Here is a 25,926-nt window from a genome sequence, read left to right on the forward strand (position 1 = left end):
TGCCCCGGCGCGGCGGTTGGGATGCGAGACTGGGCCCATGTTGCGGATCGGCCTCACCGGAGGCATGGGAGCGGGTAAATCCACAGTGGCGCGGACACTGGTCGAGCTCGGGGCGGTACTCGTCGACTCCGACGCGATCGCCCGTGAAGTCGTCGCCCCCGGCACGCCGGGTCTGACGGCGCTGGTCGAGGAATTCGGTGCGGGGATCCTGAGCCCTGACGGCAGTCTGGACCGGCCCGCGCTGGCCGCGGTCGCCTTCGCTGACGATGTGTCGCGCGGCAAGCTCAACGCCATCACCCACCCGCTAGTCGGTGCTCGCCAAGCCGAACTGATCGGTGACGCCCCCGTGGACGCCATTGTGGTGCAGGATATTCCGTTGCTCGTGGAGAACGGGCTCGCACCGCTGATGCAGCTCGTCGTTGTCGTCGGAGCAGAAGAACAGACGCGGCTGCGCAGGCTGGTCGAACACCGCGGTGTGGCCGAAGCGGACGCACGGGCCAGGATCGCCGCGCAGGCCACCGACGATCAGCGTCGCGCGGTCGCCGACGTGTGGCTCGACAACAACGGCGCGCCGGAGATGGTGCAAGCGCAGGTTCGTGAGCTGTGGGAGCGGCGCTTGGTGCCGTTCGAACGCAACCAGCGCGAGGGCGTCCGCGCGCGTGCCGAGTATCGCCTCGTCACCGACCCGGAATGGGATGTGCAGGCGCGCCGGATCATCGCCAGGTTGCACCTGGCCTGTGGTGCGTCGGCGGTGCGCATCGATCACGTCGGATCGACCGCGGTCCACGGACTGCCTGCCAAGGACATCATCGACATCCAGGTCACGGTGGCCGACATGGCCACGGCCGAATCGCTGGCGGACGCGTTGACGGCGGGCGGATTTCCCCTGGCCGCGCACGTGACGCACGACAATCCGAAGCCGAGCGCGAGCGATCCGGCGGGCACCGACCTCGCCCGGTGGGGAAAACGCCTGCACGGCAACGCCGATCCCGGTCGGCCCGCCAATGTCCATCTGCGCGTGCAGGATTCGCTCGGTCAGCGGTTCGCGCTCGATCTGCGCGACTGGTTGCGGGCGAACGAGAGCGCGCGAGCGGAGTACCTGGCGATCAAGCGTGGGGCCGAACTCGCGGCGGCGGATCTGGCCGCCGACGCGGCAGGCGACGCCTACTACGGCGTGAAGGAACCGTGGTTCGACGCGGTCTATCCGGTGGTCACCGAGTGGGCTCGCGCCCGCGGGTGAACCACGCGGAAAACTGTTAAACATCAATGTTTCGGAAAACGGCCGAACGGTGTCGTGCGCTGGGTACATTGTGCGAAGTCACTACCGGGTGACTCGAATCACAGGGGAAAGTTGTAGCGCGTATGACAACACATCACCGTCAGTTCGGCCGTGCGAGCTTCGGCATCACCGCACTCGGTGCCGTCGCCGCCAGTATCGTGCTGGCCGCTCCGCAGGCCTCGGCCTGGGTCGGCAACCTCGGCGTGGCCGGAACCGACCACAAGGTCGGTTGCAGCTACAAGTTGACCGCGAGCGTCGAGGTCGATCGACTGACCTCGGTGAAGTTCACCGACAACGGCGTTGACATCCCGGGCAGTCCGGTCTCGCCGTCGCTGCTGTCGGGCACGGTGAGCATCACCTGGAAGCCGACCACGGCGGGCCAGCACAAGCTCGAAGCGCGTCAGCTGCTGATCAGCGACTCGATCACCGTCACCGTCGGCCAGGCCGGGAGCACCGGCAGCGCGTCGTGTGGCGGCGGCCTCGCGGATCTGTTCCCGAGCCTGTCGGCCGGCTGACTCCGCCAATTCGCACCGCCCGGACCGCTACCGAGGTCCGGGCGGTGCGTCGTTTCGGCGCCAGGTCAGCGTCATGGCGTGGGTGTTCAGCCAGCGCTCGAGTGAATACCCGTGCGCGGCGATCCCGTCGACCGCGGCGGTCGCGTGCTCGATCGCGGCCTGGCATTGCGCGGAGTCGAGCAGGGCGGCACTGTGGGCGGCCATCAGCTCGTCGACATCGACGAGCCGGACATCGCGTCCAGTGCGGACGAGCAGATCGAGGTAGTGGTCGACCCCGCGGATCAGAGTCGGAGACTCCCAGGTGAACGAGCCGACATCGACATAGATGTCCTGCCACTGCTCGACGCCGGGGTTGTAGTGCAGCTTCGACGCTCGCAACGACAGCTCGGGCAGCACCCACGATTCGAGGTAGTGGAAGTGCGCGTGATCGGAGTGACGGCCCATGTACAGGCCCCACGGCTCCACCCGGTAGACCTCCACCGCCCGGACGAACCCCTTGGGATCGGTGTTCGTCTTGGCCGCGACGTCGAAGTACTCGACCTTGGGCGGATGCACGTGCACGGTGGATGCCTGCGTCATGAGCGCAGAATCTACCGGCTGACCGCCAGGGACGCGTCCGATGGCCGCTGGGCTGACGGTTCGTGGAAGCGAATGTGTCAGTGGTCGCGCTTAAGCTTGATCCATGGCATTCGCAACCGAGATCCCGACGGAAGGGTACGAAGAGCGGGGTCACCCGATCGCCCATTCCGAGCACCGCCCCGTCGGCACGATCGAGCGCACGGGCGCGCGCTTCGAGGTGGTCAGCGAGTACTCGCCCGCAGGCGACCAGCCCGCGGCCATCGCCGAGCTGGAGCGCCGGGTGAACGCGGGGGAGAAAGATGTCGTGCTGCTCGGCGCCACCGGTACGGGTAAATCGGCGACCACCGCCTGGCTGATCGAGAAGCTGCAGCGCCCCACCCTGGTGATGGCGCCGAACAAGACCCTCGCCGCCCAGCTCGCCAACGAATTGCGCGAGATGCTGCCGAACAACGCGGTGGAGTACTTCGTCTCGTACTACGACTATTACCAACCCGAGGCGTACATCGCCCAGACCGACACCTACATCGAGAAGGACAGCTCGATCAACGACGATGTCGAGCGGTTGCGGCACTCGGCGACCTCGAGTCTGCTCTCGCGTCGCGATGTCGTCGTGGTCGCGTCGGTGTCGTGCATCTACGGTCTCGGCACCCCGCAGTCGTATCTGGATCGGTCGGTGCAGCTCGAGGTCGGCGGCGAGATCGACCGCGACGCGTTGCTGCGTTTGCTCGTCGACGTGCAGTACACCCGCAACGACATGGCATTCACCCGCGGCTCGTTCCGGGTGCGCGGCGACACTGTCGAGATCATCCCGTCCTATGAGGAGCTGGCGATCCGCATCGAGTTCTTCGGTGACGAGATCGAGGCGCTCTACTATTTGCACCCGCTCACCGGTGATGTTGTGCGCCAAGTAGATTCGGCGCGCATCTTCCCGGCCACCCACTACGTGGCCGGACCGGAGCGGATGGAGCGGGCGGTCGCCGACATCGAGACCGAATTGGCCGCGCGGCTGGCGGAGTTCGAGCGGCAGGGCAAGTTGCTCGAGGCGCAGCGGTTGCGCATGCGCACCGAATACGACCTGGAGATGATCCGTCAGGTCGGCTTCTGCTCGGGCATCGAGAACTATTCGCGCCACATCGACGGGCGTCCGGCGGGTTCGGCGCCTGCCACGCTGCTCGACTACTTCCCCGACGATTTCCTGCTGGTGATCGACGAATCGCACGTCACGGTGCCGCAGATCGGTGGCATGTTCGAAGGCGACATGTCGCGCAAGCGCAACCTGGTCGATTTCGGATTCCGGCTGCCCTCCGCGGTCGACAACCGCCCGCTGACCTGGGAGGAATTCGCCGGACGGATCGGTCAGGCGGTGTATCTGTCGGCGACCCCCGGCAACTACGAGCTGGGTCAGGTCGGCGGCGAGGTGGTCGAGCAGGTCATTCGCCCGACCGGCCTGGTCGACCCGAAGGTCGTGGTCAAGCCCACCAAGGGCCAGATCGACGACCTGGTGCACGAGATCCGAGAGCGCGCCGAGCGCAACGAGCGCGTCCTGGTCACCACGCTCACCAAGAAGATGTCCGAAGACCTCACCGACTACCTGCTCGGCCTAGGGGTGAAGGTTCGCTACCTGCACTCCGAGATCGACACGTTGCGCCGTGTCGAGCTGCTCCGGCAGTTGCGCCTTGGCGAATACGACGTACTCGTCGGCATCAACCTGCTGCGCGAGGGCCTCGACCTGCCCGAGGTGTCGCTGGTCGCGATCCTCGACGCCGACAAGGAAGGCTTCCTGCGGTCGAGCACCAGCCTCATCCAGACCATCGGCCGCGCGGCGCGCAACGTGTCCGGCGAGGTGCACATGTACGCCGACAAGATCACCGACTCGATGCGGCACGCCATCGAGGAGACCGACCGCCGCCGGGCCAAGCAGATCGCCTACAACACCGAGAACGGTCTCGACCCGCAGCCGCTGCGCAAGAAGATCGCCGACATCCTGGACCAGGTGTACACCGAGGCCGAGGACGAGGTGGCCGTCGGCGGATCGGGCCGCAACGCCAGCCGCGGCAGGCGCGCGCAAGGCGAGCCGGGCCGGGCCAGTGCGGGTATCTACACCGACCGCGATGTGAAGTCGATGCCACGTGCCGAACTGGCCGCCCTGGTCACCGAACTCACCGCGCAGATGATGAACGCGGCCCGCGAACTGCAGTTCGAGCTGGCGGGCCGCTTGCGCGACGAGATCGCCGACCTGAAGAAGGAGCTGCGCGGCATGGACGCCGCGGGGCTCAGCTGATTCGGATGTCGAACCGAGCCCCGCGGCACGCGCCGTCAGCCTTGCTCGGCCATCCAGGCCGCGACGCGGCGGTCGGCCTCCTCCTTGGAGACGTCCTCGACGCGGGTGATCACCGCCCAGCGGTGGCCGAAGGGGTCGATCACCACGCCGAAGCGGTCGCCGGTGACGAAGGTCTGCGGCTCCTCGGCGCTGCGGGCACCGTGTTCGAGCGCGCGGGCGATCACCGCGTCCACGTCGGGGCAGTAGTGCACCACCGAGGTGTGCACCCAGTCCGCGGGGGCGCGAACATTGTTGTCGGGGATGGGCATTCCGAGCTGCAGGGTGGAATCACCGATGAGCAGTTCGGCGTGCGCGGGCTGTCCGTCGGGCAGGTCGGCTCGGCTGATCAGCTTCGCCTCGAAGACCGCGGTGTAGAAGTCGATGGCCGCGTTACCGTCCGGCACGGCCAGGAAGCAGGTGATGGAGTGGTAGCCCTCCGGAATGGGCGCAACGGGATTGGTCATGACTACGATCCTCGTCCGCCGATGACGGACCGTCTTGTAAGAACGCGACAGTTCGGCCGGTGATGACAGCGGCACCGGATCCCGGTGATATGAAAGGCATCCTGCACCCGGAGGAGCAGGCCAGGCACCGGTCGCTGAACCGGCTCGGCGTTGGGCCCGCGCTGGCCGAGTTCGCGGACCGGTACTGGGTGGTGCGATGGGATCTGCGTGGTCTGCCCAGCTATTCGGCCGAGGTGCTGTCGTTTCCGTGTGTGAATGTCACCTTCGAACGCAGCACCACCCGCACCGGCGGTTTCGTCACCGGAGTGTGCACGACGAAGTATGTGCGCGAACTCGAAGGGGAAGGCGAGACCTTCGGCATCCGGTTCGCCCCCGGCGGCTTCGGTGCCTTCACCGGCATGGATGTCGGAGCGCTACGCGATGATTCGGCGCCGTTGACGTCGGTGCTGCCTGCGGCTCTCGGGCTGGCTGAACGGGTGTTGGCCGAACCCGACGACGAACGCAGACGGACCATCGTCGAGGAATTCTTCGCGGGCCGCGGGCGCACCGACGATCCGCACTACGCGCTGGTGACCCGCATCGTCACGGCCATGGCGAACGATCAGGAACTGACCAGGGTCGACCAGGTCACCGATCGTTTCGCGATCCCGATCCGCACCCTGCAACGCCTGTTCCGCCGCTACGTCGGCGCAGGCCCGAAATGGGTGCTGTGCCGGTTCAGGCTGCAGGACGCCGCCGACCTGCTCGCACACGGCCGCCCCGACCTCGCGGTCCTGGCCGCCGACCTCGGCTATTTCGACCAGGCGCATTTCAGCCGCGAATTCACCGCCGAGATCGGGATGTCGCCGACGGAATACGCCCGCAGCGCACAGGCGGCTCCCGTCACTGCCAACGGTTGACCCTGACGCAAGGGCAACCCCGCAGCATGGTCGGCATGAATACGACAGCCGATCAATTCACCGTCCGCCACAACGGCGTCACGATCCCGGTGTCTCGCGGCGGCACCGGGCGACCGTTGGTGCTGTGCCCCGGTCTGACTTCGACGCAGGCCGAGCTGCACGAACTCATCGACGCGTTGCGGCGCGACTTCGATGTCGTGACCTTCGACCTACGGGGCCATGGCCTTTCGTCCGCCGCCGACCGATACTCCTTCGAGGCGTTCCTCGGCGATTTCGTCGCGGTGATGGCGGAGCTGAGACGCCGCGGCCTGCCCTCGGCGCCCATCCTCGCGGGCCACTCGTACGGCGCGGACCTGGTCGTGCATTACGCCTGCGAGTATCCCGACTCCGTCGGCGAACTCGTCGTGATCGACGGCGCGAATCCGATACCCGCACCGTTCATCACCGCGGCCGACCTGCCGGATTTCCGGGCGCTCTGGGAGAACCTGGAGACCGTCGATGACATTGCGCGCCAGGTGCGGCTCACCGGCCGGCAAATCCTCGACCTCAATCTCGAGCTCGATGTGCTCCGATCCGGGATCGATCTCGAGCTCGATGTTGTCGGGGCCGGAATCCTCGACCGGTACCGCGGGATCGACCATCCGATCCACATGATCATGTCGACCTCGATGGCCGGCGACAGCGGTGAAGGGCGGGCGCCGCGGCACAATCGGCTCTGGCGTGCCGGCATCGATCGGCTGATCCACGAGCGGCCCGGCCTCTCGATCTCCTGGCTCGACGCCACTCACGCACTGGTCGTCACCCACGCCCCGGAAATCGCCCAGATCATCCGCCGTGCGCAGACTCCCGCCGACCGTGCGACTTCCTGAACCACTCCATGCTGAGGAGACTGGTCCGATGCTGACAATCGGCGAGCTCGCGCGGTATGCCGGCGTCACGGTGCGGGCAGTGCGGCATTATCACGCCAAAGGGCTGCTGCCCGAGCCGGAGCGCGACCACTCCGGCTATCGCAGGTACGACCCGGGCGCCGTGGTCGAGCTGATAAAGATCCGGACCCTCGCCGCAGCCGGGGTCCCGTTGGCGCGCGTGCGGGAGTTGCTCCAGGCAGACGCACAGGAGTTCGCTACGGCGGTCGCGGACATCAACGAGCGGCTACGGGCGGAGATCTGGCAGCGGCAGCGGCACCGCGAGCAGATCGCCCGCCTCACTGCGGGCGACAGTTTGGCCCTGCCACCGCAGGTGGTCGAGTTTCTCGACCACCTGCGGGCGTTGGGTGTCGACGAGCGAATCGTCCGGGTCGAACGCGACGGCTGGATCCCGCTGGCCGCGCACTCACCCGAGCGAGTCTCGGAGCTGATGGCACGCAAATGGGAGGAAATCGCCCATCCGCAGCTCGTGGACTTCTATCTCACCCTCGGCCGCGCCCTCGACCGGACCGACAAGGACCCGATGCTGATCGAGCTGGTCGACAAGATGGCCGTCTATCTCTCGAAGCTGGCTGACGAGCGGGGAGCCGATTACGTCGGCGGCGATATCGAGCCGTCTTTGGCCGAACTGCTCGACGCGCTGGCCTTCGATACCGCGCCGCCTGCCCGTCGGCTGATCGAGTTACTGAAGCAGCGGGGTTGGGCAGGCTGGACCAAGCTCGAGCGCGTGGATCCGAGATAAGTGTCGATGTGAGCAAAGTCCCAGTCGCCCAGCACCGTTGATGATGTTGTGATAGGCCACAAATTCCTCGACCTGCGATCTTATCGACGCAGGTGGATGTTATCGACTGTCGCGAAGGCCACCGTGAAAGCGGATACCCGCGCCAACACTCCCGGTGTGATCTATTGCGAATTGTCGATAAATCGGCCTGATTTGGCGTTAGGGTCGAGCCAATTGCCGCGCTGACGCTCGATTCCCGAGTGATTCGGTGCTGGCACCGACCAAGTTGGAGGAGAGATGACCGCCTACCGGACCATTGTCGTCGGTACTGATGGCTCGGATTCGTCGTACGTGGCGGTGGAGAAGGCCGCGGCGCTCGCCGGGGACGCGGAGGCAACTCTCGTGCTGGCCTGCGCCTACTTCCCGACCGACGACCGCGACGTCGCCGCCGCCGCCGATGTGCTCAAGGACGAGGCCTACCAGGTCCGTGGCTCGGCCCCGACCAACGAGATCCTGCACATCGCGCGGGAGAAGGCCACCGCGGCCGGCGCGAAGAACATCGTCGACCGCGCCATCGTCGGCGAGCCCGTCGATTCGCTGCTCGACCTCGTCAACGAGGTGGACGCCGACCTGCTCGTCGTCGGCAACCGAGGCCTCAACACCCTCACCGGCCGCCTGCTCGGCTCCGTTCCCTCGGACGTTGCCCGCAAGTCCCGCTCGGACGTCCTGATCGTGCACACGGTGCGCTAGTTCGACACAACGAAGGCCCCTGACCGACCGTGGTCAGGGGCCTTCGTCGCGTTTCAGGCCGGTTCGAGCGAGGACAGCACCTCGGGAAGCTCCTCGGTGTGCACCACGGCCAGCCGCTGGGTGGCACGGGTCAGCGCGACGTAGAGGTCGTTGAGGCCGCGCGGGGACTCGTCCAGGATCGCCTGTGGCTCGACGAGATACACGCGGTCGAACTCGAGGCCCTTCGCGTCGTGGACGGTGAGTACCTGAACGGATTCACCTGCCAGCGAAGACAATTCGGGCACAAGGGCCGCGGGCGCGAGTACCGCGGAGGTGCCAGGGCCGTTCTCGGCGTCGAGCAATCGTGCCACCTCGCCCGCGACGTCGGCGGGCGCCACCCGGTGGGCGGGTGGCGGATTGCCGGTCTCACGGACCGAACGCGGCACCTTGGTTCCCGGATCGATCGCCGCGAGAACCTCGGCCGCGACCGCCATGATCTCGGCGGGGGTGCGGTAGTTCACCGTGAGCTCGGTGAGCTTCCAGCGTTGTGCCACATACGGTTCCAGCACGCGCTGCCAGGACGACGCGCCCGCCGGGTCGCCGGTCTGGGCCACATCGCCGACGACGGTGATCCAGCGATTCGGGATGCGCCGCATCACCATTCGCCAGGCCATTTCCGAAAGCTCTTGTGCCTCATCGACGATCACGTGACCGTAGGTCCAGGTACGGTCGCCCGCGGCGCGTTCGGCGGTGGTCTGGCGGTTGCCGAATTCCTGTCGCTGGGCCAGCTGGGAGGCGTCGATCAGGTCGTAGGCCATCAGGATCTCGGGGTCGAGTTCGTCTTCGATGTCCTGCGGTGCGGAGCCGGTGAGAATGTCGAGGGCGTCCTGCGCCTCCTCGATCTGGGCCCGCCAGCGACGTCGCGATCGTTCGCGTTCCTCGGTGTCGTCGACGCCGAGCAGTTCGGCCAGCTCGTCGAGCAGCGGGGCGTCGGCGGCACTGAAGTTGCCGTCGTCGGAGCGAACCAGTTCGGCGCGATCGCCGGCGCTCAGGTGCTTGGCGGCACGGTCGAGGCGGGCCGGGTCGGCGAGGAGGTCGGCGAGCACGTCCTGGGGCGAGAGCACCGGCCACAGCGCGCTGATCGCCGCCTGTACCTGCGGGTCGGCGCGCATCTCGTCGCCGATCTCGCTGAGGTCGGCGGAGCTGAGCAGACTCGTGCCGCCGGACAGGTCGGCGCCCATCGTCGCGGCGAGCTGATCGGTGAGCGCGTCGATCACCGACGACGCGAAGATCGGCCGGGCCAGGTTGTGCGGGCGCCGCGAGGACCGGGCCCGGCCGCGCGCCCGGGTCGCGATCTTACGATCCAGGGTCACCGGATAGCCGTCGAAAGCGAGGCGGACCGGCTCGGACGGCACCTCCTGGCGATCGCGCACCGCCTGCTTGAGCACCTCGAGCATCTCCAGCGAGCCTTTGATCTCGCCCGCGCGCAGCGAATCCTCGCGCACCGCCTTCACACCCGGATACAGGTCGCCGATGGTCGAGAGCAGCACACCGGTCTCGCCGAGCGAGGGGAGCACCTGGCCGATGTAGTCGAGGAAGGTGGCGTTCGGGCCGATGATCAGCACGCCGCTCTTGGCCAGCTGCTGACGGTAGGTGTAGAGCAGGAACGCCGCGCGGTGCAGCGCGACCGCGGTCTTGCCGGTGCCCGGCCCACCCTGCACCACGAGCACGCTCTTGTGCTCGGAGCGGATGATCGCGTCCTGCTCGCTCTGGATCGTCTCGACGATGTCGTTCATGTGCCCGGTACGGGCGGCGTTGAGCGCCGCCAGCAGCGCGCTCTCGCCACCGACACCGTCGTCGGTGCCGACCACACCGTCGCGTCGGGCGGCGTCGAGGTCGAGGTATTCGTCGTTGATCGCGGTCACCGCGCGGTTGCGCGAGCGGATGTGCCTGCGGCGGGTGACGTCCTCGGGATTGGCGGTGGTGGCCAGGTAGAACGGGCGAGCCAGCGGGGCGCGCCAGTCGAGCAGCAGCGGCTCGTAATCGTTGTCCTCGTCGAGGATGCCGAGCCGGCCGATGTAGCGCGCCTGTTCCTCGGTGCCGTCGAGGTCGATCCGGCCGAAGCACAGACCGTGCTCGGCGGCGTCGTACTTGGACAGGTCCTCGCTGTAGAGCTGGGTGAACGACTCGCGCTCACTGCGCGCCTGCGGTGTGCCATCGGCCTCGAGCAGCACGGTCTTGAGCCGGTTCTGCGCGTACTCGCGCATGCCGTCGAGCCGGTCGTAGAGCACCGAGAGGTACTTCTGCTCCTGTTCGATCTCGCGGTTGTGCGCGGCCGGGGAGGCGTCGGCGAGGCGGTCGGGCAAAACAGGACTCCTTTGTCACCGCGTTGAGAACAAGGTTGTCGAGTCTACGTGTCCGCGGGCAGGGCCGCCGCGACCGGGAAGACTTCGTCGCCGTGAACCGGGGTGAAGTGTTCGACCACCGGGAACGGCTCATAGAAGTGGTGCAACAGCGCACGCCAGCGCTGATATTCCGGTGACTCACGAAATCCCACGGTGTGGTCGGCCAGCCGCTCCCAGCGCACCAGCAGCAGATAGGCGTCGGGCCGCTCGACGCAGCGTGACAGCGACAACCCGCCGAACCCCGGCATCGCGGCGATGATCGGATACGCCTGCGCGAAGGCGGCTTCGAAAGCGGCGGCGGCACCGGGGCGAACGGGCAGCAGCACGTGCTCGACAATCACGTCGACCAGTCTGTCAGGAGGCGTGGGTGTTGTTCGAGCGTCGATTCTGACCGAGACCGAGGTCACGATGGGCCGACGGCTTGTCGCGGTACATCGCCAGGTCGGCGTCGTGCAGCACGGCCTCGGGGGTGCGGTGTTCGTGCGGGCCGAGTTCGGTGATGCCGACCGAGGCGCTCACCTCGAGACGATGACCGCTGGCGATGATCGGTTCCGACATCGTGACGCGCAGCCGCTCCACCAGCGCGGGCAGGTCGGCGCGCTGCGGATGACCGGCCAGCAGCACCAGGAACTCGTCGCCACCGAGTCGTCCGACCAGGTCTTCGCTGCGCAAGGCCTGCTGCAGTCGCTGGGCGACGATCTGCAACACGGTGTCGCCGATGGCGTGCCCGAGTGTGTCGTTGATCGCCTTGAATCCGTCGAGGTCGATGAACAGCACGGTGGTCACCAGGGTGCCGCCCTTGTCGGCGAGCGCCGCCGACAGTTGCGACAGGATCAGCGAACGATTCGCCAGCCCGGTCAGCGCGTCGTGGGTGGCCTGGTACTCGAGCTCACGTCTGCTCGCCCGGTACTCGGTGATGTCGGCGAAGGACGACACCCCCGCCGAATCCGGGTTGTCCGGATTGAGCAACCGGCAATTGCACGACAACCACACCTGCCGACCGTCGGCGCGCTCGACACCGAAGACGAACTGGGTCACCGACTCGCCCGTCGCGAGGGTGTGTGCCATCGGATGCCTGGTCGGCGCGAGCGGCTGACCGTCGCGGTCGATCATCCTCGCGGGCAGATCGTTGATGTGGACGCCGAGCACCGGCTCCGCCTCGTCGATGCCGAGTATGCGTTTGCCCGCGGGGTTGATCGATTCCAGGCGACCGCGCCGATCGACGACGAGCACCCCTTCTTCCAATTGCGACACCACGGTCGTGAAATACGCTTCCGCCCGACGGGCCGACGCCTCGGCGGCGCGCTGTGCGGTGAGGTCGTGCACGACCACCTGGAACGCCAGTTTCTCCTGCCACGCCGTGAGGACCGAGACGGTCTGCACCGGCACCGTGCGCCCGTCCACCCGGACGAGATCCATCGCGGTGGGCGGCGAGGCCGAACCCTCGGCGGTCAGCTGGTTGATCCGCTCCAGCATCGGCCCGACGGAATCGGGATGGACGAACACGGTGATCGACAAGCCGAGCAGGTCGTCGGCCGAGCGGGCGCCGAGCAGTCGCACCATCGCCGGATTGACGTAGACGATGGTCCCGGCCTCGTGCACACAGATGGCGTCGGGGGTGTGTTCGACCAGCGATCGGTAGCGCTGCGCGAGCTGCTCGGCGCTCGCCGCGTCGGTCCTTCCTTCTCCCACTGCGAAACCCCCGATCTCGGCCTGGTCTGCGAACGGCATCCCGGACTAGTCTGGTGATCCTTCATGAAGATCCGCGAGGAGCGATGTGACACCGGACGTGCTCACGGGCGGCATGGCCCACCCCCTCGATTCTATGTCGATCGCCGGCATCGGTGTCGTCTCCGGTTACGGGTGGGGGCGCGAATTCTTGTGGCAGGGCCTGATGGGGGGCAAACCGGCCGCCCGTTTGTACCCCGGTTACGGGCCTGGACGCGATGAGCACGCCTGGGTCGGACGGATTGCCGACGGTGGTGACCCGGCGGACGGAACCGGCCTGTTCGGGCGTGCCGTGCACGTCGCGGCCACCGAGGCGATCGCCGACGCGCAGGCGCGCGGGTGGCGCCGGGAGGGTCGCACCGTCGGCCTCGTCCACGCGTTCACCCTGGGCGATGTCGCCGACTGGCGAGATTTCTACCTGCGCGACGGCGGCCACCGCCGGTCCCGCGACTACCTGCGGCTGTTGCCGTCGACGCCCATCTCGGTGGTGATGCAGGAATTCGGTTTCCACGGACCCGCGATGAACGTTTCGGCGGCCTGCAGTTCGGGCAATGTCGGCCTGTTGACCGCGGCGATGTGGCGTGCCGCGGGCTTGGTCGACGATGTGCTGTGCATCACGACCGACGTCTCGGCGACGCCCGACATGCTCGAACATTTCGTCAACATGGGCGCCGCGGTCGGCGACGAGGACCCGTTCACCGCGTGCAGGCCCTTCCAGGAGAACACGCTCGGTTTCACCATGGCCGAGGCGTCGGTGGCGCTGCTGCTGACCGACGCCGTCGCGTCGCCGTACGCGCGCGTCCTCGGCGGCGCGATGACCAACGACGCGTTCCACGTGGTCTCGGTGGACCCCACCCACGCCCAGATCATCGCCTGCGCCGAGCGCGCGCTGACGAACGCAGGCATCGATGCCGCCGAGGTGGCGTATTTCAACGCACACGGCACCGGCACCCGGCAGTGTGACGCCGCCGAACGTGATGTGCTGACCACCGTCTTCGACGACCGCCCCGCCGTCACCGCACTCAAACCGCTCGTCGGGCACTGCCAAGGCGCTTCCGCCGCAATCGAAGTCGCCGCGGTCGCCCTGTCCTATGAGCGCGGGATCGCCGCCTCGGCGCCGATCGTCGCGCCCGCGCATCCGCGACTGCTCAACGGCCCGACTCCGATGATCGACGGGCCGACCCTGAAATTGTCAATGGGTATGGGGGGCAACAACGCCGCGGTGATCCTGGCCCAGGTCTGAGGTCAGTCCTCGCCGGTTTCTGGCCCGCCCGCCAGGGCGAAACCGCCGGTCGTCGGCGCGTCCTGGGGCAGCGGCACCGCCCAGCGCAGCTGCGTGCCCGGCATCTCGGGGTGGTTGCCGTCGGCGTCGGGGCGCTTGGCCGGGCCGATCTCGAAGTGCCCGCCCGCCTCCTGCGCGCGTTGTTCGAGATTGCGCAGCCCGCTGCGGATCACGTGGTTCGGAATGCCCCAGCCGTTGTCGGACACCGTGATCACCAGATCGTCGGCCACCTCGATCACGATGGCGACCGTGTCGGCGCCGGAATGGCGGACCGCGTTGCTCACCGCCTCGCGCACCACCGCCTCGGCATGGTCGGCCAGCTGCGGATCGAGCACCGACAGCGGGCCCGACACCTGGATCGTCGCACGCAGGGCGATGTCGGCGGTCTGGCGCCGGATCGCCAGCTCGAGGCGCTGCTGCAGGCCCTCGCTGTGGCCCGAGCCGCTGGCGTGCAGGTCGAAGATGGAGGTGCGAATCTCCTGCACCACCTCCTGCAGATCCATGATCACTGTCGAAAGGCGTTGCCGCACTTCGGGAACCACGGCTTTGGGTAAGGTCGCCTGCACCGTGAGGCCGATCGCGAACAGCCGCTGGATCACATGATCGTGCAGATCACGGGCGATCCGATCGCGGTCGGCGACGAGGTCGAGTTCGCGCATCCGCTGCTGCGCGTCGGCCAGTCGCACCGCCAGCGCGGCCTGATCACAGAAGGCCGCCGTGAGTTCGAGCATCTCGTCGGAATACGGTGCGAAACCCGGCGGCCGGAAGGTCACCAGGACGCCGAGGGTGGCATCGGGTGTGCACAGCGGCAGCACGAGAGCCGGTCCGGCACCGGGCAGTTCGGCCACGGGGAACTCCACGCCGAGGGTCACCTTCGACACATCGTCGAAGCGCAGTGGTGTCCGTCTGCTGAACGCGTCACCCACCACCGTGCCCGCGATCGGAATGGTCTGCCAGTCCTGGCCCGCGTCGGGGCCGGTCCACTGCGTGACCACCAATTCGCTGATTTCGCCCGGCAATTCGTCGGGCACCGGCACCGAGGCGAGGAACGCCTGATGCGATCCGGTCAGCCCGCGCGCGTGATCGACCACATGGCCGAGCACCCTGTCGGATTCGGTACCGGCCAGGAATTCCGTCGCGATATCGCGGGTGGCCTCGATCCAGGCCTGCCTGGTGCGTGCCTGCTCGTAGAGTCGCGCGTTGTCGACCGCGATCCCCGCCGCGGCCGCCAGCGCGAGGACCAGGACTTCGTCTTCCTCGGTGAACGGCTGACCGTCGGACTTCTCGGTCAGGTAGAGGCTGCCGAACACCTCGTCCCGGATGCGGACGGGCACACCGAGAAACGTGTGCATCGGCGGATGTCCCGCCGGAAAACCGATCGAGGATTCGTGCTGGGTGAGATCGGCCAGCCGCAGCGGCGCCTTGTGCGCGAACACCGCGCCGAGGACGCCGTGGCCCGCGGGTAATCGCGCGATCCGGTCGCGGATCTGATCCGGCATACCCTCGTCGATGAACTGCGCGACCTGCTGATCGTGGCCGCGCACCGCCAGCGCTCCGTAGCGGGCGTCGACGAGATTCATCGCGGTGCGCACGATGGTGCGCAGGGTTTCGTCAAGGTCGAGACCTGCGGTGACCGTGAGCATGGCCTCGACGAGACCGTCCATCCGATCACGCGAGCCGATCATCACCTCGACCCGATCGGCGACCTCGCCGAGCAGGCTGCGCAACATCTGCCGCGATGCCGTCTGGTCAGCCGAATAGCGGCCGCCCCGACCGTCATTCGCCATCGCAGTATCCCGTCTTCGCAGCTCCTCGAGTGAGTCGCAACAAAGTCTAGTCCGCAATGAGGGGACTTTCGGCCCTTCACTCGCACCGGCGGTAGTGGTGGCATTGGGCACCGGGAATTGGGATCGAGAAGTGGGGCACATGATGAATTCGTTGTCGAGCACCCAGCACTGGACGACCGCCGCGGACCCGGAGCTTGCCGTGACCACGCGTGGCGAAGTGCCGGCCCAGGACGTCACCCGCGCTGTCCGGGCCATCACGCGCGTGATGCGCAGGCATCACCTCGACAGTCCGGCCAGGGTGCGTGTCACCGCGCCGCAGGGTTTCGACGAGCCGACGCTGGTGCAGGCCAACATCCGGACCAACGACACCTTCACCCGAGTCCAGGTCACCGGCCCCGGCGGTTTCGCCGTCACCTTCGCCGCCGAGCGGCTCGACCGTCAGCTCGCCCGCCGTGCGGGTAAGGAAGCGCGCGGCGCGTGGCCCGATCCGGCCCGTCGTCCGCTGGCCCAGATCACCGAGACGCGGCCGATCATCCGCCGCAAGGACTGCGCCCTGATGACCGGCACCCCGCTGGAAGCCAGCACGGTGCTGGACGCGATGGACTACGACGCCTACCTGTTCACCGACGCCGACACCGGCGAGGACGCCATCGTCACCTGGGCCGATCCGCACGGTGTCGCGCTGGCCAGGCAGCGGCGCACCGCCGCGGCGGGTGCGTCGGCCGAGCTGCCGCTCACCGCGAGCGCGATGCCGGTGCGGGTGGTGCAGGACGCGGCTCCGGTCTTCGCCGAGGACGAAGCCTCCGACGCGCTGTGCGCCGCCGGGCTGCCCTACCTGTTCTTCACCGACAGCCACACCGGCCGCGGGAACCTGCTCTACCGTCGCTATGACGGGGATCTCACCATCGTCGTCCCGTCCTGAACGGTCACGGCTCGCGAAGTTTGGTCGCCAGGACGGCGGCCTGGGTGCGACGTTCGACACCGAGTTTCGCGAGTAGCCGCGACACGTAGTTCTTGACCGTCTTCTCCGCGAGGAACATGCGCGCGGCGATCTGCCGGTTGGTCAGGCCCTCACCGAGCAGTTCGAGTAGCCGGCGTTCCTGGTCGGTGAGCCCGGCCAGTGGTCCCGACGGTTCGGCGCTGCGGCGCAGCCGGGCGCGCAAGGCGTCGGCGGCGCGGGTGTCGAGCAGCGAGTGGCCCGCGCCGACCTGTTTGATCGCGTCCGCCAGCTTCATCCCGTCGATGTTCTTGACGACATACCCGCTGGCTCCGGCCAGGATGGCGTCGAGCATGGCGTGCTCGTCGGAGAACGAGGTCAGGATCAGGCAGTGCAGGTCGTCGAACTCGGCGAGCAGGTTTCGGCACAGTTCGATGCCGTTGCCGTCGGGTAACCGCACATCGAGCACCGCGACATCGGGGCGGGCCTCGCGGATGCGCACCATCGCCTCGGCGACGCCGCCTGCCTGACCGATCACAGTGAGTTCTGGATCACCTTCCAGGAGGTCGATCAACCCGCGCCGGACGATCTCGTGGTCGTCGACCAGGAACACCTCGAGCACGTCGGCTCCTTCATCATGTCGAACGATCCACCCTTGTGGTCCAACATAATCCGCGCATCTCGGTTGTGGGGCGGGTCGGTGAACCAGAAGTGTCACGCCCCCTGTGCAGCGCGCACGGTCGAGGGGGCATCGCGGCCGCGCACCGAAACTTGTCGGACCCCCCGCCTAGCATTGACGACGGGGGAATATGTCCGGTCGGCGGATGACGATGGAGAAGGGATTCACCAGGTGGCGGAACGCCTCACTGTGCGCGGAGCTCGGGAACACAACCTGAAAGGTGTAGACCTGGATTTGCCGCGCGACAGCCTGATCGTGTTCACCGGTCTGTCCGGTTCCGGGAAGTCGAGCCTGGCGTTCGACACGATCTTCGCCGAGGGGCAGCGCCGCTACGTCGAATCGCTGTCGGCCTACGCGCGACAGTTCCTCGGGCAGATGGACAAGCCGGATGTCGACTTCATCGAGGGTCTCTCGCCCGCGGTGTCGATCGACCAGAAGTCGACCAACCGCAACCCGCGGTCCACGGTCGGCACCATCACCGAGGTCTACGACTACCTGCGCCTGCTCTACGCCCGCGCGGGCACGCCGCACTGCCCGGTCTGCCATGAGCTGATCGAAAAGCAGAGTCCGCAGCAGATCGTCGATCAGGTGCTGGCCATGGACGACGGTCTCAAGTTCCAGGTGCTCGCGCCGGTGGTGCGCACCCGCAAGGGCGAGTTCGTCGACCTGTTCGACCAGCTCAAGACCCAGGGTTACTCGCGTGTGCGGGTCGACGGCGTGGTGTATCCGCTCACCGATCCGCCGAAGCTGAAGAAACAGGAGAAGCACGACGTCGAGGTGGTCGTCGACCGCCTGTCGGTCAAGGCCGCCTCCAAACAGCGCCTCACCGACTCGATCGAGACCGCGCTGCGCCTGGCCGACGGCATCGTCGTGCTCGATTTCGTCGACCGCGACGAGCACGCCCACGATCGTGAGCGCCGCTTCTCCGAGCGGCTGGCTTGCCCCAACGGCCACCCCCTCGACATCGAAGACCTCGAGCCCCGCTCGTTCTCCTTCAACTCGCCCTACGGCGCCTGCCCTGACTGCACCGGCCTCGGCATCCGCAAGGAGGTCGACCCGGAACTGGTGGTGCCCGATCCGGACCTGAGCCTGGCCGAGGGTGCGATCGCACCGTGGTCGCGCGGGCAGACCGCCGAATACTTCAACCGGCTGCTCTCGGGCCTGGCCGAGGCGGTCGGCTTCTCGATGGACACCGCGTGGCGCGACTTGCCCGCGAAGGCGCGCAAGGCGGTGCTGGAAGGCAGCTCCGACCAGGTCCATGTGTCCTATACCAACCGCTACGGCCGCAAGCGCTCCTACTACGCCGATTTCGAAGGCGTGATGCCGTTCCTGCAGCGGCGCATGGACAACACCGAGTCCGAGCAGATGAAGGAGCACTACGACGGCTACATGCGCGATGTGGCCTGCCCGGTCTGCAACGGCTCGCGGCTGCGCCCGGAGATCCTGGCCGTCACCCTTGCCTCCGACGGCACCGACAAGTCGATCGCCGAGGTCAGCGAGCTGTCCATCGGCGACTGCGCGCACTTCCTGAACTCGCTCACGCTGGGGGAGCGCGAGACCGCGATCGCCGGCCAGGTGCTCAAGGAGATTCAGGCCAGGCTCGGGTTCCTGCTCGACGTGGGCCTGGAGTACCTGACGCTCTCGCGCGCCGCCGCGACCCTGTCCGGTGGTGAGGCCCAGCGCATCCGATTGGCCACGCAGATCGGTTCGGGTCTGGTCGGTGTCCTCTATGTTCTCGACGAGCCGTCGATCGGTCTGCACCAGCGCGACAACCGCAGGCTCATCGAGACGCTGCTGCGGTTGAAGAAACTGGGCAACACGTTGATCGTCGTCGAGCACGACGAGGACACCATCCGCGCCTCGGACTGGGTGGTCGACATCGGCCCCCTCGCCGGCGAGCACGGCGGCCGCGTGGTACACAGCGGCCCCTACGAGGAGCTGCTCACCGAGCCCGAATCCCTCACCGGCGCTTACCTTTCCGGCCGGGAGCAGATCGAGCTGCCGCTGGTGCGGCGGGCGATCGACAAGAAGCGCAAGCTCACCGTCGTCGGGGCCACCGAACACAATCTGCAGAACGTCGACGTGGCGTTCCCGCTGGGTGTGCTCACCGCGATCACCGGTGTCTCGGGTTCGGGCAAGTCCACCCTGGTCAACGACATCCTGGCCACCGTTCTCGCGAACAAGCTCAACGGCGCCCGCCAGGTGCCGGGCAGGCACACCAGGATCAACGGTCTCGACAACCTCGACAAACTGGTGCAGGTCGACCAGTCGCCGATCGGCCGCACCCCCCGCTCGAATCCGGCCACCTACACCGGCGTCTTCGACAAGATCCGCACCCTGTTCGCCTCCACCACCGAGGCCAAAGTGCGCGGCTACCAACCCGGGCGGTTCTCCTTCAACGTCAAGGGCGGCCGCTGCGAAGCCTGCTCGGGCGACGGCACGCTCAAGATCGAGATGAACTTCCTGCCCGATGTGTACGTCCCCTGCGAGGTCTGCCACGGCGCTCGCTACAACCGGGAAACCCTCGAGGTGCACTACAAGGGCAAGACCATCGCCGAAGTCCTCGACATGCCGATCGACGAGGCCGCGGATTTCTTCGAGGCGATCACCTCGATCCACCGCTACCTCAAGACGCTCGTCGAGGTCGGCCTGGGTTACGTGCGTCTCGGCCAGAGCGCCCCGACATTGTCCGGTGGTGAGGCCCAGCGCGTGAAACTGGCCGCCGAACTGCAGAAGCGATCCATGGGCCGGACGGTCTACATCCTCGACGAGCCGACCACCGGTCTGCACTTCGAGGACATCCGCAAGCTGCTCAAGGTGATCAACGGCCTGGTCGACAAGGGCAACACGGTGATCGTGATCGAGCACAACCTCGATGTCATCAAGACCGCCGACTGGGTCATCGACATGGGCCCCGAGGGCGGTTCCGGCGGCGGCACCGTGGTCGCCACCGGCACCCCGGAAGACATCGCCGGGGTGTCGGACAGCTACACCGGACAGTTCCTCAAGGAGGTGCTGGCGGCACCCGCGCCGAAGAAGCCCGCCGCGAAGAGGGCAGCCAAGAAAGCCGCCCCCGCGGCGAAGAAGGCACCGGCGGAAACACCGGCGGCCAAGCGGTTGGCGCGAAAGGCGGCCGCGCTGCGCTGAGTCCGGATACCTTTCCTTCGAGATCGCGGCAGGGACTTTCCGAAACCTCCACGAAGTGAAACAGCCGTAGGTAACATTCGCCTCACCGTCCCCGGACCACCGGGTAGTAGCGGTTTGTCGGCGGCTCGATCGTCGTGTAGTTCGAAAGGAACGTCCTCATGGATGAAGCCACCACGGCGCTCATCGCCCAGATTCTCGGTTTCCTCGCAGGCGGGTCGTCGTTGGCTTACGAGCCCACCAAGCCGACCGCCTGACCTGGAAGTATCGAAAGGAACACCTGTCATGGATACCGGAAGCGCGGCGCTGTTCACCGCCCTCGCCAACATGCTCGCCACTGGCTCGGCCGTGTCGGTCACCCCGGGCGGCCCCACTCCGACCCCCACTGTCTGAGTCGCGGCTCCAGTTCGCAGCAGACGAAAAAAGATCCGCCGGCGCACTAGCGCCGGCGGATCTTTTCATCGGTGGAACTGTCAGTGCACCGGACCTGTGTACTTCTCGCCCGGGCCCATCCCCGGCGCGTCCGGCACCGAGGACGCCTCGCGGAACGCGCGCTGCAGCGCCTGCAAGCCCTCGCGGATCGGGCCCGCGTGCGGGCCGAGGTACTCCACCGACGACGTGACCAGCCCGGCCAGCGCGGTGATCACCCGGCGCGCCTCGTCGAGATCGACCCCCGCGCCCGAATTCGGGTTCTCCCCGGCCAGGCCCAGCTTCTCCGCCGCCGAACTCATCAGCATCACGGCGGCCCGGCTGATCACCTCGACAGCGGGGATGTCGGCCAGGTCGCGCACAGGAGGATCGAGCTCGTCAGTCATGCTGATCAGGCTATAGCGAGCCCGATCGTCGATGATCGGGCCCGGCCGATTCGGTGATAGCCCAACGCCATGCTAGACTTTCCGCTGACGACCGCCCCTGGATGTGTCATGCATCTGTGGGGCAGATAAGTGGAGCCCGACTCCCACCGTTACCGGCGAGCAATCGTTCGGATCAACGGTCCCGGTCACCCGTTCATTGTGATGGGTTTCCCGTGTGCCTCGGCATGCGGGGGTCGACAACCGAGCTCGTGAGGGCATCGGCTGTGGGCGATCGGTCGACATCGGGCCCCGTCGCGGAGAAATACCGCAGCGGGGCTTTCGTGTTGAAACAGGGGTTGCAGTTATTGCGTGCGGTCGTTAAGACGACACCGCTTGACCTAGGAGGCCCCATCAGCACTGAGACCCGCATCAACGATCGCATCCGTGTTCCCGAGGTTCGACTCATCGGACCCGGCGGCGAACAGGTTGGGATCGTGCGTGTTGAAGATGCACTACGCGTCGCGCTCGAAGCCGACCTCGACCTCGTCGAGGTAGCACCCGATGCCCGTCCGCCGGTCTGCAAGATCATGGACTACGGCAAGTTCAAGTACGAGACCGCGCAGAAGGCGCGCGAGTCCCGTAAGAACCAGGTCCAGACCGTGATCAAGGAGCAGAAGCTCCGTCCGAAGATCGACGACCACGACTACGAGACCAAGAAGCGCAACGTCGTTCGCTTCCTCGAAGCCGGGTCGAAGGTCAAGGTCACGATCATGTTCCGCGGTCGTGAGCAGTCGCGTCCCGAACTCGGCTTCCGGTTGCTCCAGCGTCTGGGCTCCGACGTGGCCGATCTCGGTTTCGTCGAGACCTCGGCCAAGCAGGACGGCCGCAACATGACCATGGTCCTCGCGCCCCACAAGGGTGCGAAGACGCGGGTGAAGGCCCAGCAGGACTCTTCGGCCCCGGCAGCAGTTCGCCAGCCGACCGGTCCCGCGAGTGCCGAACCGGCCGCGCCCGTCGAGTCGGCCGCACCGGTCGAGCAGGCCGCGCCTGCCGAGCAGGCTGCGCCGGCCGACCCGCAGTAAACGATTTCAACGACTAGATAGAGGAATCCATGCCGAAGAACAAGACCCACAGCGGCGCCAAGAAGCGATTCAAGGTGACCGGCCGGGGCAAGCTGCTTCGCGAGCAGGCGAACCGTCGCCACCTCCTGGAGCACAAGTCCTCTCGCCGGACTCGTCGTCTGGAAGGCACGGAGTCCGTCGCTTCCGTCGACGTCCCCCGCGTGAAGCGGCTGCTCGGTCTCGCCTGACCTTTCCGGTCAGCTCGACCGTCGCAACCCGACGATTCCGCGGCCGGGATAACCGGACGCCGACAACTACCGAATTCGGGCGCCGCCGCGCCCCCCGATGATCAAGGACTACCAAAGTGGCACGCGTCAAAAGGGCCGTCAACGCTCAGAAGAAGCGCCGTTCCATCCTCGAGGCCTCCAAGGGCTACCGGGGCCAGCGTTCGCGCCTGTACCGCAAGGCCAAGGAACAGCAGCTCCACTCGCTGACCTACGCCTACCGCGACCGCAAGGCGCGCAAGGGTGACTTCCGCAAGCTGTGGATTGCTCGTATCAACGCCGCCGCGCGTCTGAACGACATCACCTACAACCGCTTCATCCAGGGCCTCAAGGCCGCTGGTGTCGAGGTGGACCGCAAGATCCTCGCCGAGCTCGCCGTCTCGGACGCCGAGGCCTTCGCCGGCCTGGTGGCCGTCGCCAAGGCCGCGCTGCCTGCCGACGTCAACGCCCCGGCCACCGCTGCCTGAGCTTGACGACACACAGCGATCTGTCGGAACGACCCGTGGACGCGCTCTCCGAGCGCAATCCGCGGGTCGTTTCCGCTGTCAAGTTCCAGCGCGCGGCCCAGCGCCGCAAGTCCGGCCTGTTCCTCGCCGAGGGCGCCAACGCCGTCTCCGCTGCTCTGGAGACCGGCCGCGTCCGCGAGATCTTCTACTCCCTTGCCGCCGCTGGTCGTGACAACGCGCTGATCGCCGGTGCCACCGCCGACGGCGTCCGCACCACCTTGGTCAGCGATCGCGCCGCCGAACATCTCGGCGAAACCGTCACCGCGCCCGGCCTCGTCGCCGTGTGCGAACTGATCGACGTGCCGCTGGGCGAGATCCTCGACGGCGGCCCACGCATGCTCGCCGTCCCCGTCGAAATCGCCGAACCCGGCAACGCGGGCACCCTGATCCGGGTCGCCGACGCGGTCGGCGCCGACGGCGTGGTCCTCGCGGGCGACACCGTCGACCCGCACAACGGCAAATGCGTTCGTGCCAGCGCGGGCTCGCTGTTCCACGTCCCGATCGCCCGCAGCCGCGACATCACCGCCACGCTCGACGCGATCTCCGCCGCGGGCGTGACGATCCTCGCGACCGCCGCCACCGGCGAAGTGGATCTCGATTCCGCCGACGAGATCCTCAGCGGCCCGGTTGCCTGGCTCTTCGGCAACGAGGCGCACGGGTTGGATCCCGCCGTCGCGGCGCGCGCCGACCACCGCATCCGCATCCCCATCCACGGCCGCGCCGAGAGCCTGAATCTGGCTGCGGCAGCGGCTATCTGCCTCTACGCGAGCGCCCGCGTGCAGCACGCGACGTAGTCCTCACGACGGTGCGCTCCGGCCACGGAGATGGTCGATCTGGGTATGGCTGAGCTGTTCGGCCCTGCGCATGTGCTCGGTGATCACCGCGAGCTCGTCCTCGGTGTGGGTGTCGAGTAGCGCCTCCCAGCCTGCGCCGAGGTCGTCCCATACGGCGGTGACGCGCGCGACGCGCTCGGGCACGGGGGAGACCAGGACCCGACGGCGGTCGTCGGCGTCGGGTTCGCGCACCACATAGCCGTCGCGCTCGAGCCGGTCGACCAAGCGGGTGGCGGAGCCGGTGGTGAGTCCGGTCATGTCGGCGATCTGTTTGACGGTGAGTGGCCTCGGCTCGGCGGTGAGCAGGCTCAGGCACTGCAGATCGGTGGGGTGCAAGCCCAGATGGTCGGCGACAGCCTGGTTGAACAGGACATACGAGGCCATGTACTGCCGCGAGACGCGCGACAACTCCGCGTAGCGGGCCGATCTACTCTGCTCTGTAATTCGGATCACACTCCTAATTAGCTGCGCGACGCAGTTAAGACGGTTAGATTACTGCATGGCGCAGTTAATGCGCCGCACAGCAAATCATACCGGAGGTACATCGTGCTCACCATCGCCGTTACCGGCGCCACCGGCGCACAGGGCGGCGCCACCGCTCGCGCCCTGCTCGCCATGGGTCACCGCATCCGCGCGCTCACCCGATTTCCCGACAGTCCCGCCGCCGTGGCGTTGTGCGAGCTCGGCGCCGAGGTCCATTACGCCGACTTCGACGACCGTGAATCCCTCGACGTCGCCCTGGTCGCTGTCGATTCGCTCTTCCTCGTGACCACGCCGTTCGGCACCGACACCGTGGTCGAAACCCGCCAGGGGGTCACCGTGGTCGACGCCGCCGTCGCCGCGCGCGTCGGCCACATCGTCTTCACCTCCGCCGCGCACGCCGACCGCGCCACCGGAATCCCGCACTACGACAGCAAATTCGCGATCGAAGAGCACTTGCGGGCGAGCGGCGTCGCGTGGACCGTCATCGCGCCCGCCGCGTTCATGGACAATTACGCCACCGGCTGGACCCTCGACGCTCTGCGCGACGGCACCTTCGCCTGGCCGATGCCCGCCGACCGGTCGCTCACCCTCATCTGCGCCGAGGACATCGGGGCCTTCGCCGCGCTCACCCTCGATCGCCGGGCCGAATTCGCGGACCGCCGCATCGATCTCGCCGCCGACGAACTCACCCCGGCCCGACTGGCTGCCGCACTGGCCGTCGCCATCGATCGCCCGATCGCCCACCACGAAGTCCCGCTCTTCGTTGTCCGCCGCCACTCCGAAGATCTGGCCGCCATGTTCGAATACTTCGCCACCGTCGGACTCGATGTCGACGTCAGTGGCCTGCGCCGCGACTATCCGGACGTCGCCTGGCACTCGTTCGCCGACTGGGCCCGCGCGCAGAACTGGCCCGCGCTGCTCGCCCGCTGAGCGGTCTCAGCACTCGGGCGTGGTGGCGCTGCGCAGGTCGGTGAGGATTTCAGTGGCCCAGGGGAGTTCGATGGCATCGCTGCCCGCGACTTGCATCGCGGTCATGATTGTCAGCAGCATGCCGGTCGCGACAAAGCGGCGTGATTCGAGGGTGTCGGCGCCGGTGAGTTCGCCGATCAGGCGATACATCCGTCCGAACCGCTCCCGCATGTGGTCGCCGATCACCGGATCCGCGCTGGCGGCGGCGCCGTGCAGCAGGACGAGGGGCAGTTCACGCTCGGCCAGGAAGACGTCGTAGCCCTGGCCGAGGGCGCGCAATGCTGCCGCGGCATCGGCGCCGGGGGCGATCTCCGCGTCGCGGAACACCTGCTCGATGCGGGTGCACACCTCGAGCAGGCAGGCGATGAACAACTGCTGCTTGGTCCCGAACAGCCGGATCACATAGGGCTGCGAAACTCCCGCCAGCCGCGCGATCTCATCGGTTTTCGTTGCGGCGTAACCAGATTCGGCAAACGCGCGGATCGCCGCTTCGAGCACCTGGGCGCTGCGCTCCGACGCGGTCATCCGGGTTCTGGTCATGGCGGCGCTGCCTCCTCGTCGATTGCCTCTTGACATGTTATCAGTCGATGCATAAACATGAA

At 67.3% G+C, this 25,926-nt stretch carries 25 protein-coding genes; 15 read left to right on the forward strand and 10 right to left on the reverse strand.

Going from position 1 to position 25,926, the window contains the following annotated elements; all coding sequences use genetic code 11:
- The first annotated feature begins 37 nt into the window (after positions 1 to 37).
- Entirely contained in the window at positions 38 to 1,240 is a 1,203-nt protein-coding gene (gene coaE, locus ACWZHB_RS05640; protein ID WP_427906860.1) for a dephospho-CoA kinase, read from the forward strand.
- 122 nt (positions 1,241 to 1,362) lie between these two features.
- A complete protein-coding gene (locus tag ACWZHB_RS05645) occupies positions 1,363 to 1,794 on the forward strand; it encodes a hypothetical protein (protein WP_427906861.1) in 432 nt (143 codons plus the stop codon).
- 27 nt (positions 1,795 to 1,821) lie between these two features.
- Here ACWZHB_RS05645 and ACWZHB_RS05650 read toward each other — a convergent pair whose 3' ends face one another.
- Complete coding sequence (locus tag ACWZHB_RS05650) at positions 1,822 to 2,373, reverse strand: DUF402 domain-containing protein (protein ID WP_427906862.1); 552 nt, start codon at positions 2,371 to 2,373, stop codon at positions 1,822 to 1,824.
- A 103-nt stretch (positions 2,374 to 2,476) separates the two neighbouring features.
- On the opposite strand from ACWZHB_RS05650, the gene uvrB reads away from it, so the two are divergent.
- Complete coding sequence (gene uvrB, locus ACWZHB_RS05655; protein WP_427906863.1) at positions 2,477 to 4,654, forward strand: excinuclease ABC subunit UvrB; 2,178 nt, start codon at positions 2,477 to 2,479, stop codon at positions 4,652 to 4,654.
- Between the two features lie 35 nt (positions 4,655 to 4,689).
- On the opposite strand, the gene ACWZHB_RS05660 is transcribed toward uvrB, so the two are convergent.
- Positions 4,690 to 5,157, reverse strand: coding sequence for a VOC family protein (locus tag ACWZHB_RS05660; RefSeq protein ID WP_427906864.1), 468 nt, complete (start codon positions 5,155 to 5,157; stop codon positions 4,690 to 4,692).
- 62 nt (positions 5,158 to 5,219) lie between these two features.
- Here ACWZHB_RS05660 and ACWZHB_RS05665 point away from each other — a divergent pair, with 62 nt between their 5' ends.
- From ACWZHB_RS05665 to ACWZHB_RS05680, 4 genes are all read left to right on the forward strand, one after another.
- On the forward strand, positions 5,220 to 6,056 hold the full coding sequence (locus ACWZHB_RS05665) for a helix-turn-helix domain-containing protein (RefSeq protein WP_427909092.1): 837 nt from the start codon (positions 5,220 to 5,222) through the stop codon (positions 6,054 to 6,056).
- A gap of 35 nt (positions 6,057 to 6,091) precedes the next feature.
- On the forward strand, positions 6,092 to 6,925 hold the full coding sequence (locus tag ACWZHB_RS05670) for an alpha/beta fold hydrolase (RefSeq protein ID WP_427906865.1): 834 nt from the start codon (positions 6,092 to 6,094) through the stop codon (positions 6,923 to 6,925).
- 28 nt (positions 6,926 to 6,953) lie between these two features.
- Positions 6,954 to 7,724 (forward strand): MerR family transcriptional regulator, encoded by a 771-nt coding sequence (locus tag ACWZHB_RS05675; RefSeq protein ID WP_427906866.1) that lies wholly within the window; start codon positions 6,954 to 6,956, stop codon positions 7,722 to 7,724.
- A gap of 276 nt (positions 7,725 to 8,000) precedes the next feature.
- Positions 8,001 to 8,453: a universal stress protein gene (locus tag ACWZHB_RS05680; RefSeq protein WP_427906867.1), complete on the forward strand. Its 453-nt coding sequence runs from the start codon at positions 8,001 to 8,003 to the stop codon at positions 8,451 to 8,453.
- 53 nt (positions 8,454 to 8,506) lie between these two features.
- On the opposite strand, the gene ACWZHB_RS05685 is transcribed toward ACWZHB_RS05680, so the two are convergent.
- The 3 genes from ACWZHB_RS05685 to ACWZHB_RS05695 are packed head-to-tail and all read right to left on the reverse strand — an operon-like array spanning position 8,507 to position 12,568.
- Positions 8,507 to 10,798: a HelD family protein gene (locus ACWZHB_RS05685; protein WP_427906868.1), complete on the reverse strand. Its 2,292-nt coding sequence runs from the start codon at positions 10,796 to 10,798 to the stop codon at positions 8,507 to 8,509.
- 44 nt (positions 10,799 to 10,842) lie between these two features.
- A complete protein-coding gene (locus ACWZHB_RS05690) occupies positions 10,843 to 11,178 on the reverse strand; it encodes an antibiotic biosynthesis monooxygenase family protein (RefSeq protein ID WP_427906869.1) in 336 nt (111 codons plus the stop codon).
- A gap of 13 nt (positions 11,179 to 11,191) precedes the next feature.
- Positions 11,192 to 12,568 carry a diguanylate cyclase domain-containing protein gene (locus tag ACWZHB_RS05695; RefSeq protein WP_427906870.1) on the reverse strand — a complete coding sequence of 459 codons (1,377 nt, stop codon included), beginning with the start codon at positions 12,566 to 12,568 and terminating at the stop codon, positions 11,192 to 11,194.
- Between the two features lie 46 nt (positions 12,569 to 12,614).
- Between ACWZHB_RS05695 and ACWZHB_RS05700 the strand changes: the two genes are divergently transcribed.
- Complete coding sequence (locus tag ACWZHB_RS05700) at positions 12,615 to 13,808, forward strand: beta-ketoacyl synthase N-terminal-like domain-containing protein (RefSeq protein ID WP_427906871.1); 1,194 nt, start codon at positions 12,615 to 12,617, stop codon at positions 13,806 to 13,808.
- A gap of 2 nt (positions 13,809 to 13,810) precedes the next feature.
- Here ACWZHB_RS05700 and ACWZHB_RS05705 read toward each other — a convergent pair whose 3' ends face one another.
- Complete coding sequence (locus ACWZHB_RS05705; protein WP_427906872.1) at positions 13,811 to 15,634, reverse strand: sensor histidine kinase; 1,824 nt, start codon at positions 15,632 to 15,634, stop codon at positions 13,811 to 13,813.
- 139 nt (positions 15,635 to 15,773) lie between these two features.
- Between ACWZHB_RS05705 and ACWZHB_RS05710 the strand changes: the two genes are divergently transcribed.
- Positions 15,774 to 16,556: a sigma 54 modulation/S30EA ribosomal C-terminal domain-containing protein gene (locus ACWZHB_RS05710; protein WP_427906873.1), complete on the forward strand. Its 783-nt coding sequence runs from the start codon at positions 15,774 to 15,776 to the stop codon at positions 16,554 to 16,556.
- Positions 16,557 to 16,560: 4 nt separating this feature from the next.
- On the opposite strand, the gene ACWZHB_RS05715 is transcribed toward ACWZHB_RS05710, so the two are convergent.
- Complete coding sequence (locus tag ACWZHB_RS05715) at positions 16,561 to 17,193, reverse strand: response regulator transcription factor (RefSeq protein ID WP_056824462.1); 633 nt, start codon at positions 17,191 to 17,193, stop codon at positions 16,561 to 16,563.
- Positions 17,194 to 17,421: 228 nt separating this feature from the next.
- Between ACWZHB_RS05715 and uvrA the strand changes: the two genes are divergently transcribed.
- Complete coding sequence (uvrA, locus tag ACWZHB_RS05720) at positions 17,422 to 20,397, forward strand: excinuclease ABC subunit UvrA (RefSeq protein WP_427906874.1); 2,976 nt, start codon at positions 17,422 to 17,424, stop codon at positions 20,395 to 20,397.
- Between the two features lie 470 nt (positions 20,398 to 20,867).
- On the opposite strand, the gene ACWZHB_RS05725 is transcribed toward uvrA, so the two are convergent.
- Positions 20,868 to 21,209 (reverse strand): DUF1844 domain-containing protein, encoded by a 342-nt coding sequence (locus ACWZHB_RS05725; RefSeq protein WP_266287438.1) that lies wholly within the window; start codon positions 21,207 to 21,209, stop codon positions 20,868 to 20,870.
- A gap of 335 nt (positions 21,210 to 21,544) precedes the next feature.
- On the opposite strand from ACWZHB_RS05725, the gene infC reads away from it, so the two are divergent.
- From infC to ACWZHB_RS05745, 4 genes are all read left to right on the forward strand, one after another.
- A complete protein-coding gene (infC, locus tag ACWZHB_RS05730) occupies positions 21,545 to 22,270 on the forward strand; it encodes a translation initiation factor IF-3 (protein ID WP_378909025.1) in 726 nt (241 codons plus the stop codon).
- 29 nt (positions 22,271 to 22,299) lie between these two features.
- The gene (rpmI, locus tag ACWZHB_RS05735) at positions 22,300 to 22,497 is read left to right on the forward strand and encodes a 50S ribosomal protein L35 (RefSeq protein ID WP_056824456.1); all 198 of its coding nucleotides are present in this window, start codon (positions 22,300 to 22,302) and stop codon (positions 22,495 to 22,497) included.
- A gap of 116 nt (positions 22,498 to 22,613) precedes the next feature.
- Positions 22,614 to 23,000 carry a 50S ribosomal protein L20 gene (gene rplT / locus ACWZHB_RS05740; RefSeq protein ID WP_019046423.1) on the forward strand — a complete coding sequence of 129 codons (387 nt, stop codon included), beginning with the start codon at positions 22,614 to 22,616 and terminating at the stop codon, positions 22,998 to 23,000.
- 35 nt (positions 23,001 to 23,035) lie between these two features.
- On the forward strand, positions 23,036 to 23,833 hold the full coding sequence (locus ACWZHB_RS05745) for a TrmH family RNA methyltransferase (protein WP_427906875.1): 798 nt from the start codon (positions 23,036 to 23,038) through the stop codon (positions 23,831 to 23,833).
- Between the two features lie 3 nt (positions 23,834 to 23,836).
- Here ACWZHB_RS05745 and ACWZHB_RS05750 read toward each other — a convergent pair whose 3' ends face one another.
- Complete coding sequence (locus ACWZHB_RS05750; RefSeq protein WP_427906876.1) at positions 23,837 to 24,325, reverse strand: MarR family winged helix-turn-helix transcriptional regulator; 489 nt, start codon at positions 24,323 to 24,325, stop codon at positions 23,837 to 23,839.
- A 93-nt stretch (positions 24,326 to 24,418) separates the two neighbouring features.
- Here ACWZHB_RS05750 and ACWZHB_RS05755 point away from each other — a divergent pair, with 93 nt between their 5' ends.
- Positions 24,419 to 25,285 carry an NmrA/HSCARG family protein gene (locus tag ACWZHB_RS05755; RefSeq protein WP_427906877.1) on the forward strand — a complete coding sequence of 289 codons (867 nt, stop codon included), beginning with the start codon at positions 24,419 to 24,421 and terminating at the stop codon, positions 25,283 to 25,285.
- A 6-nt stretch (positions 25,286 to 25,291) separates the two neighbouring features.
- Here ACWZHB_RS05755 and ACWZHB_RS05760 read toward each other — a convergent pair whose 3' ends face one another.
- Positions 25,292 to 25,864 (reverse strand): TetR/AcrR family transcriptional regulator, encoded by a 573-nt coding sequence (locus ACWZHB_RS05760; RefSeq protein WP_427906878.1) that lies wholly within the window; start codon positions 25,862 to 25,864, stop codon positions 25,292 to 25,294.
- Between the last annotated feature and the right edge of the window lie 62 nt (positions 25,865 to 25,926).

Source organism: Nocardia sp. FBN12, from assembly GCF_054031145.1.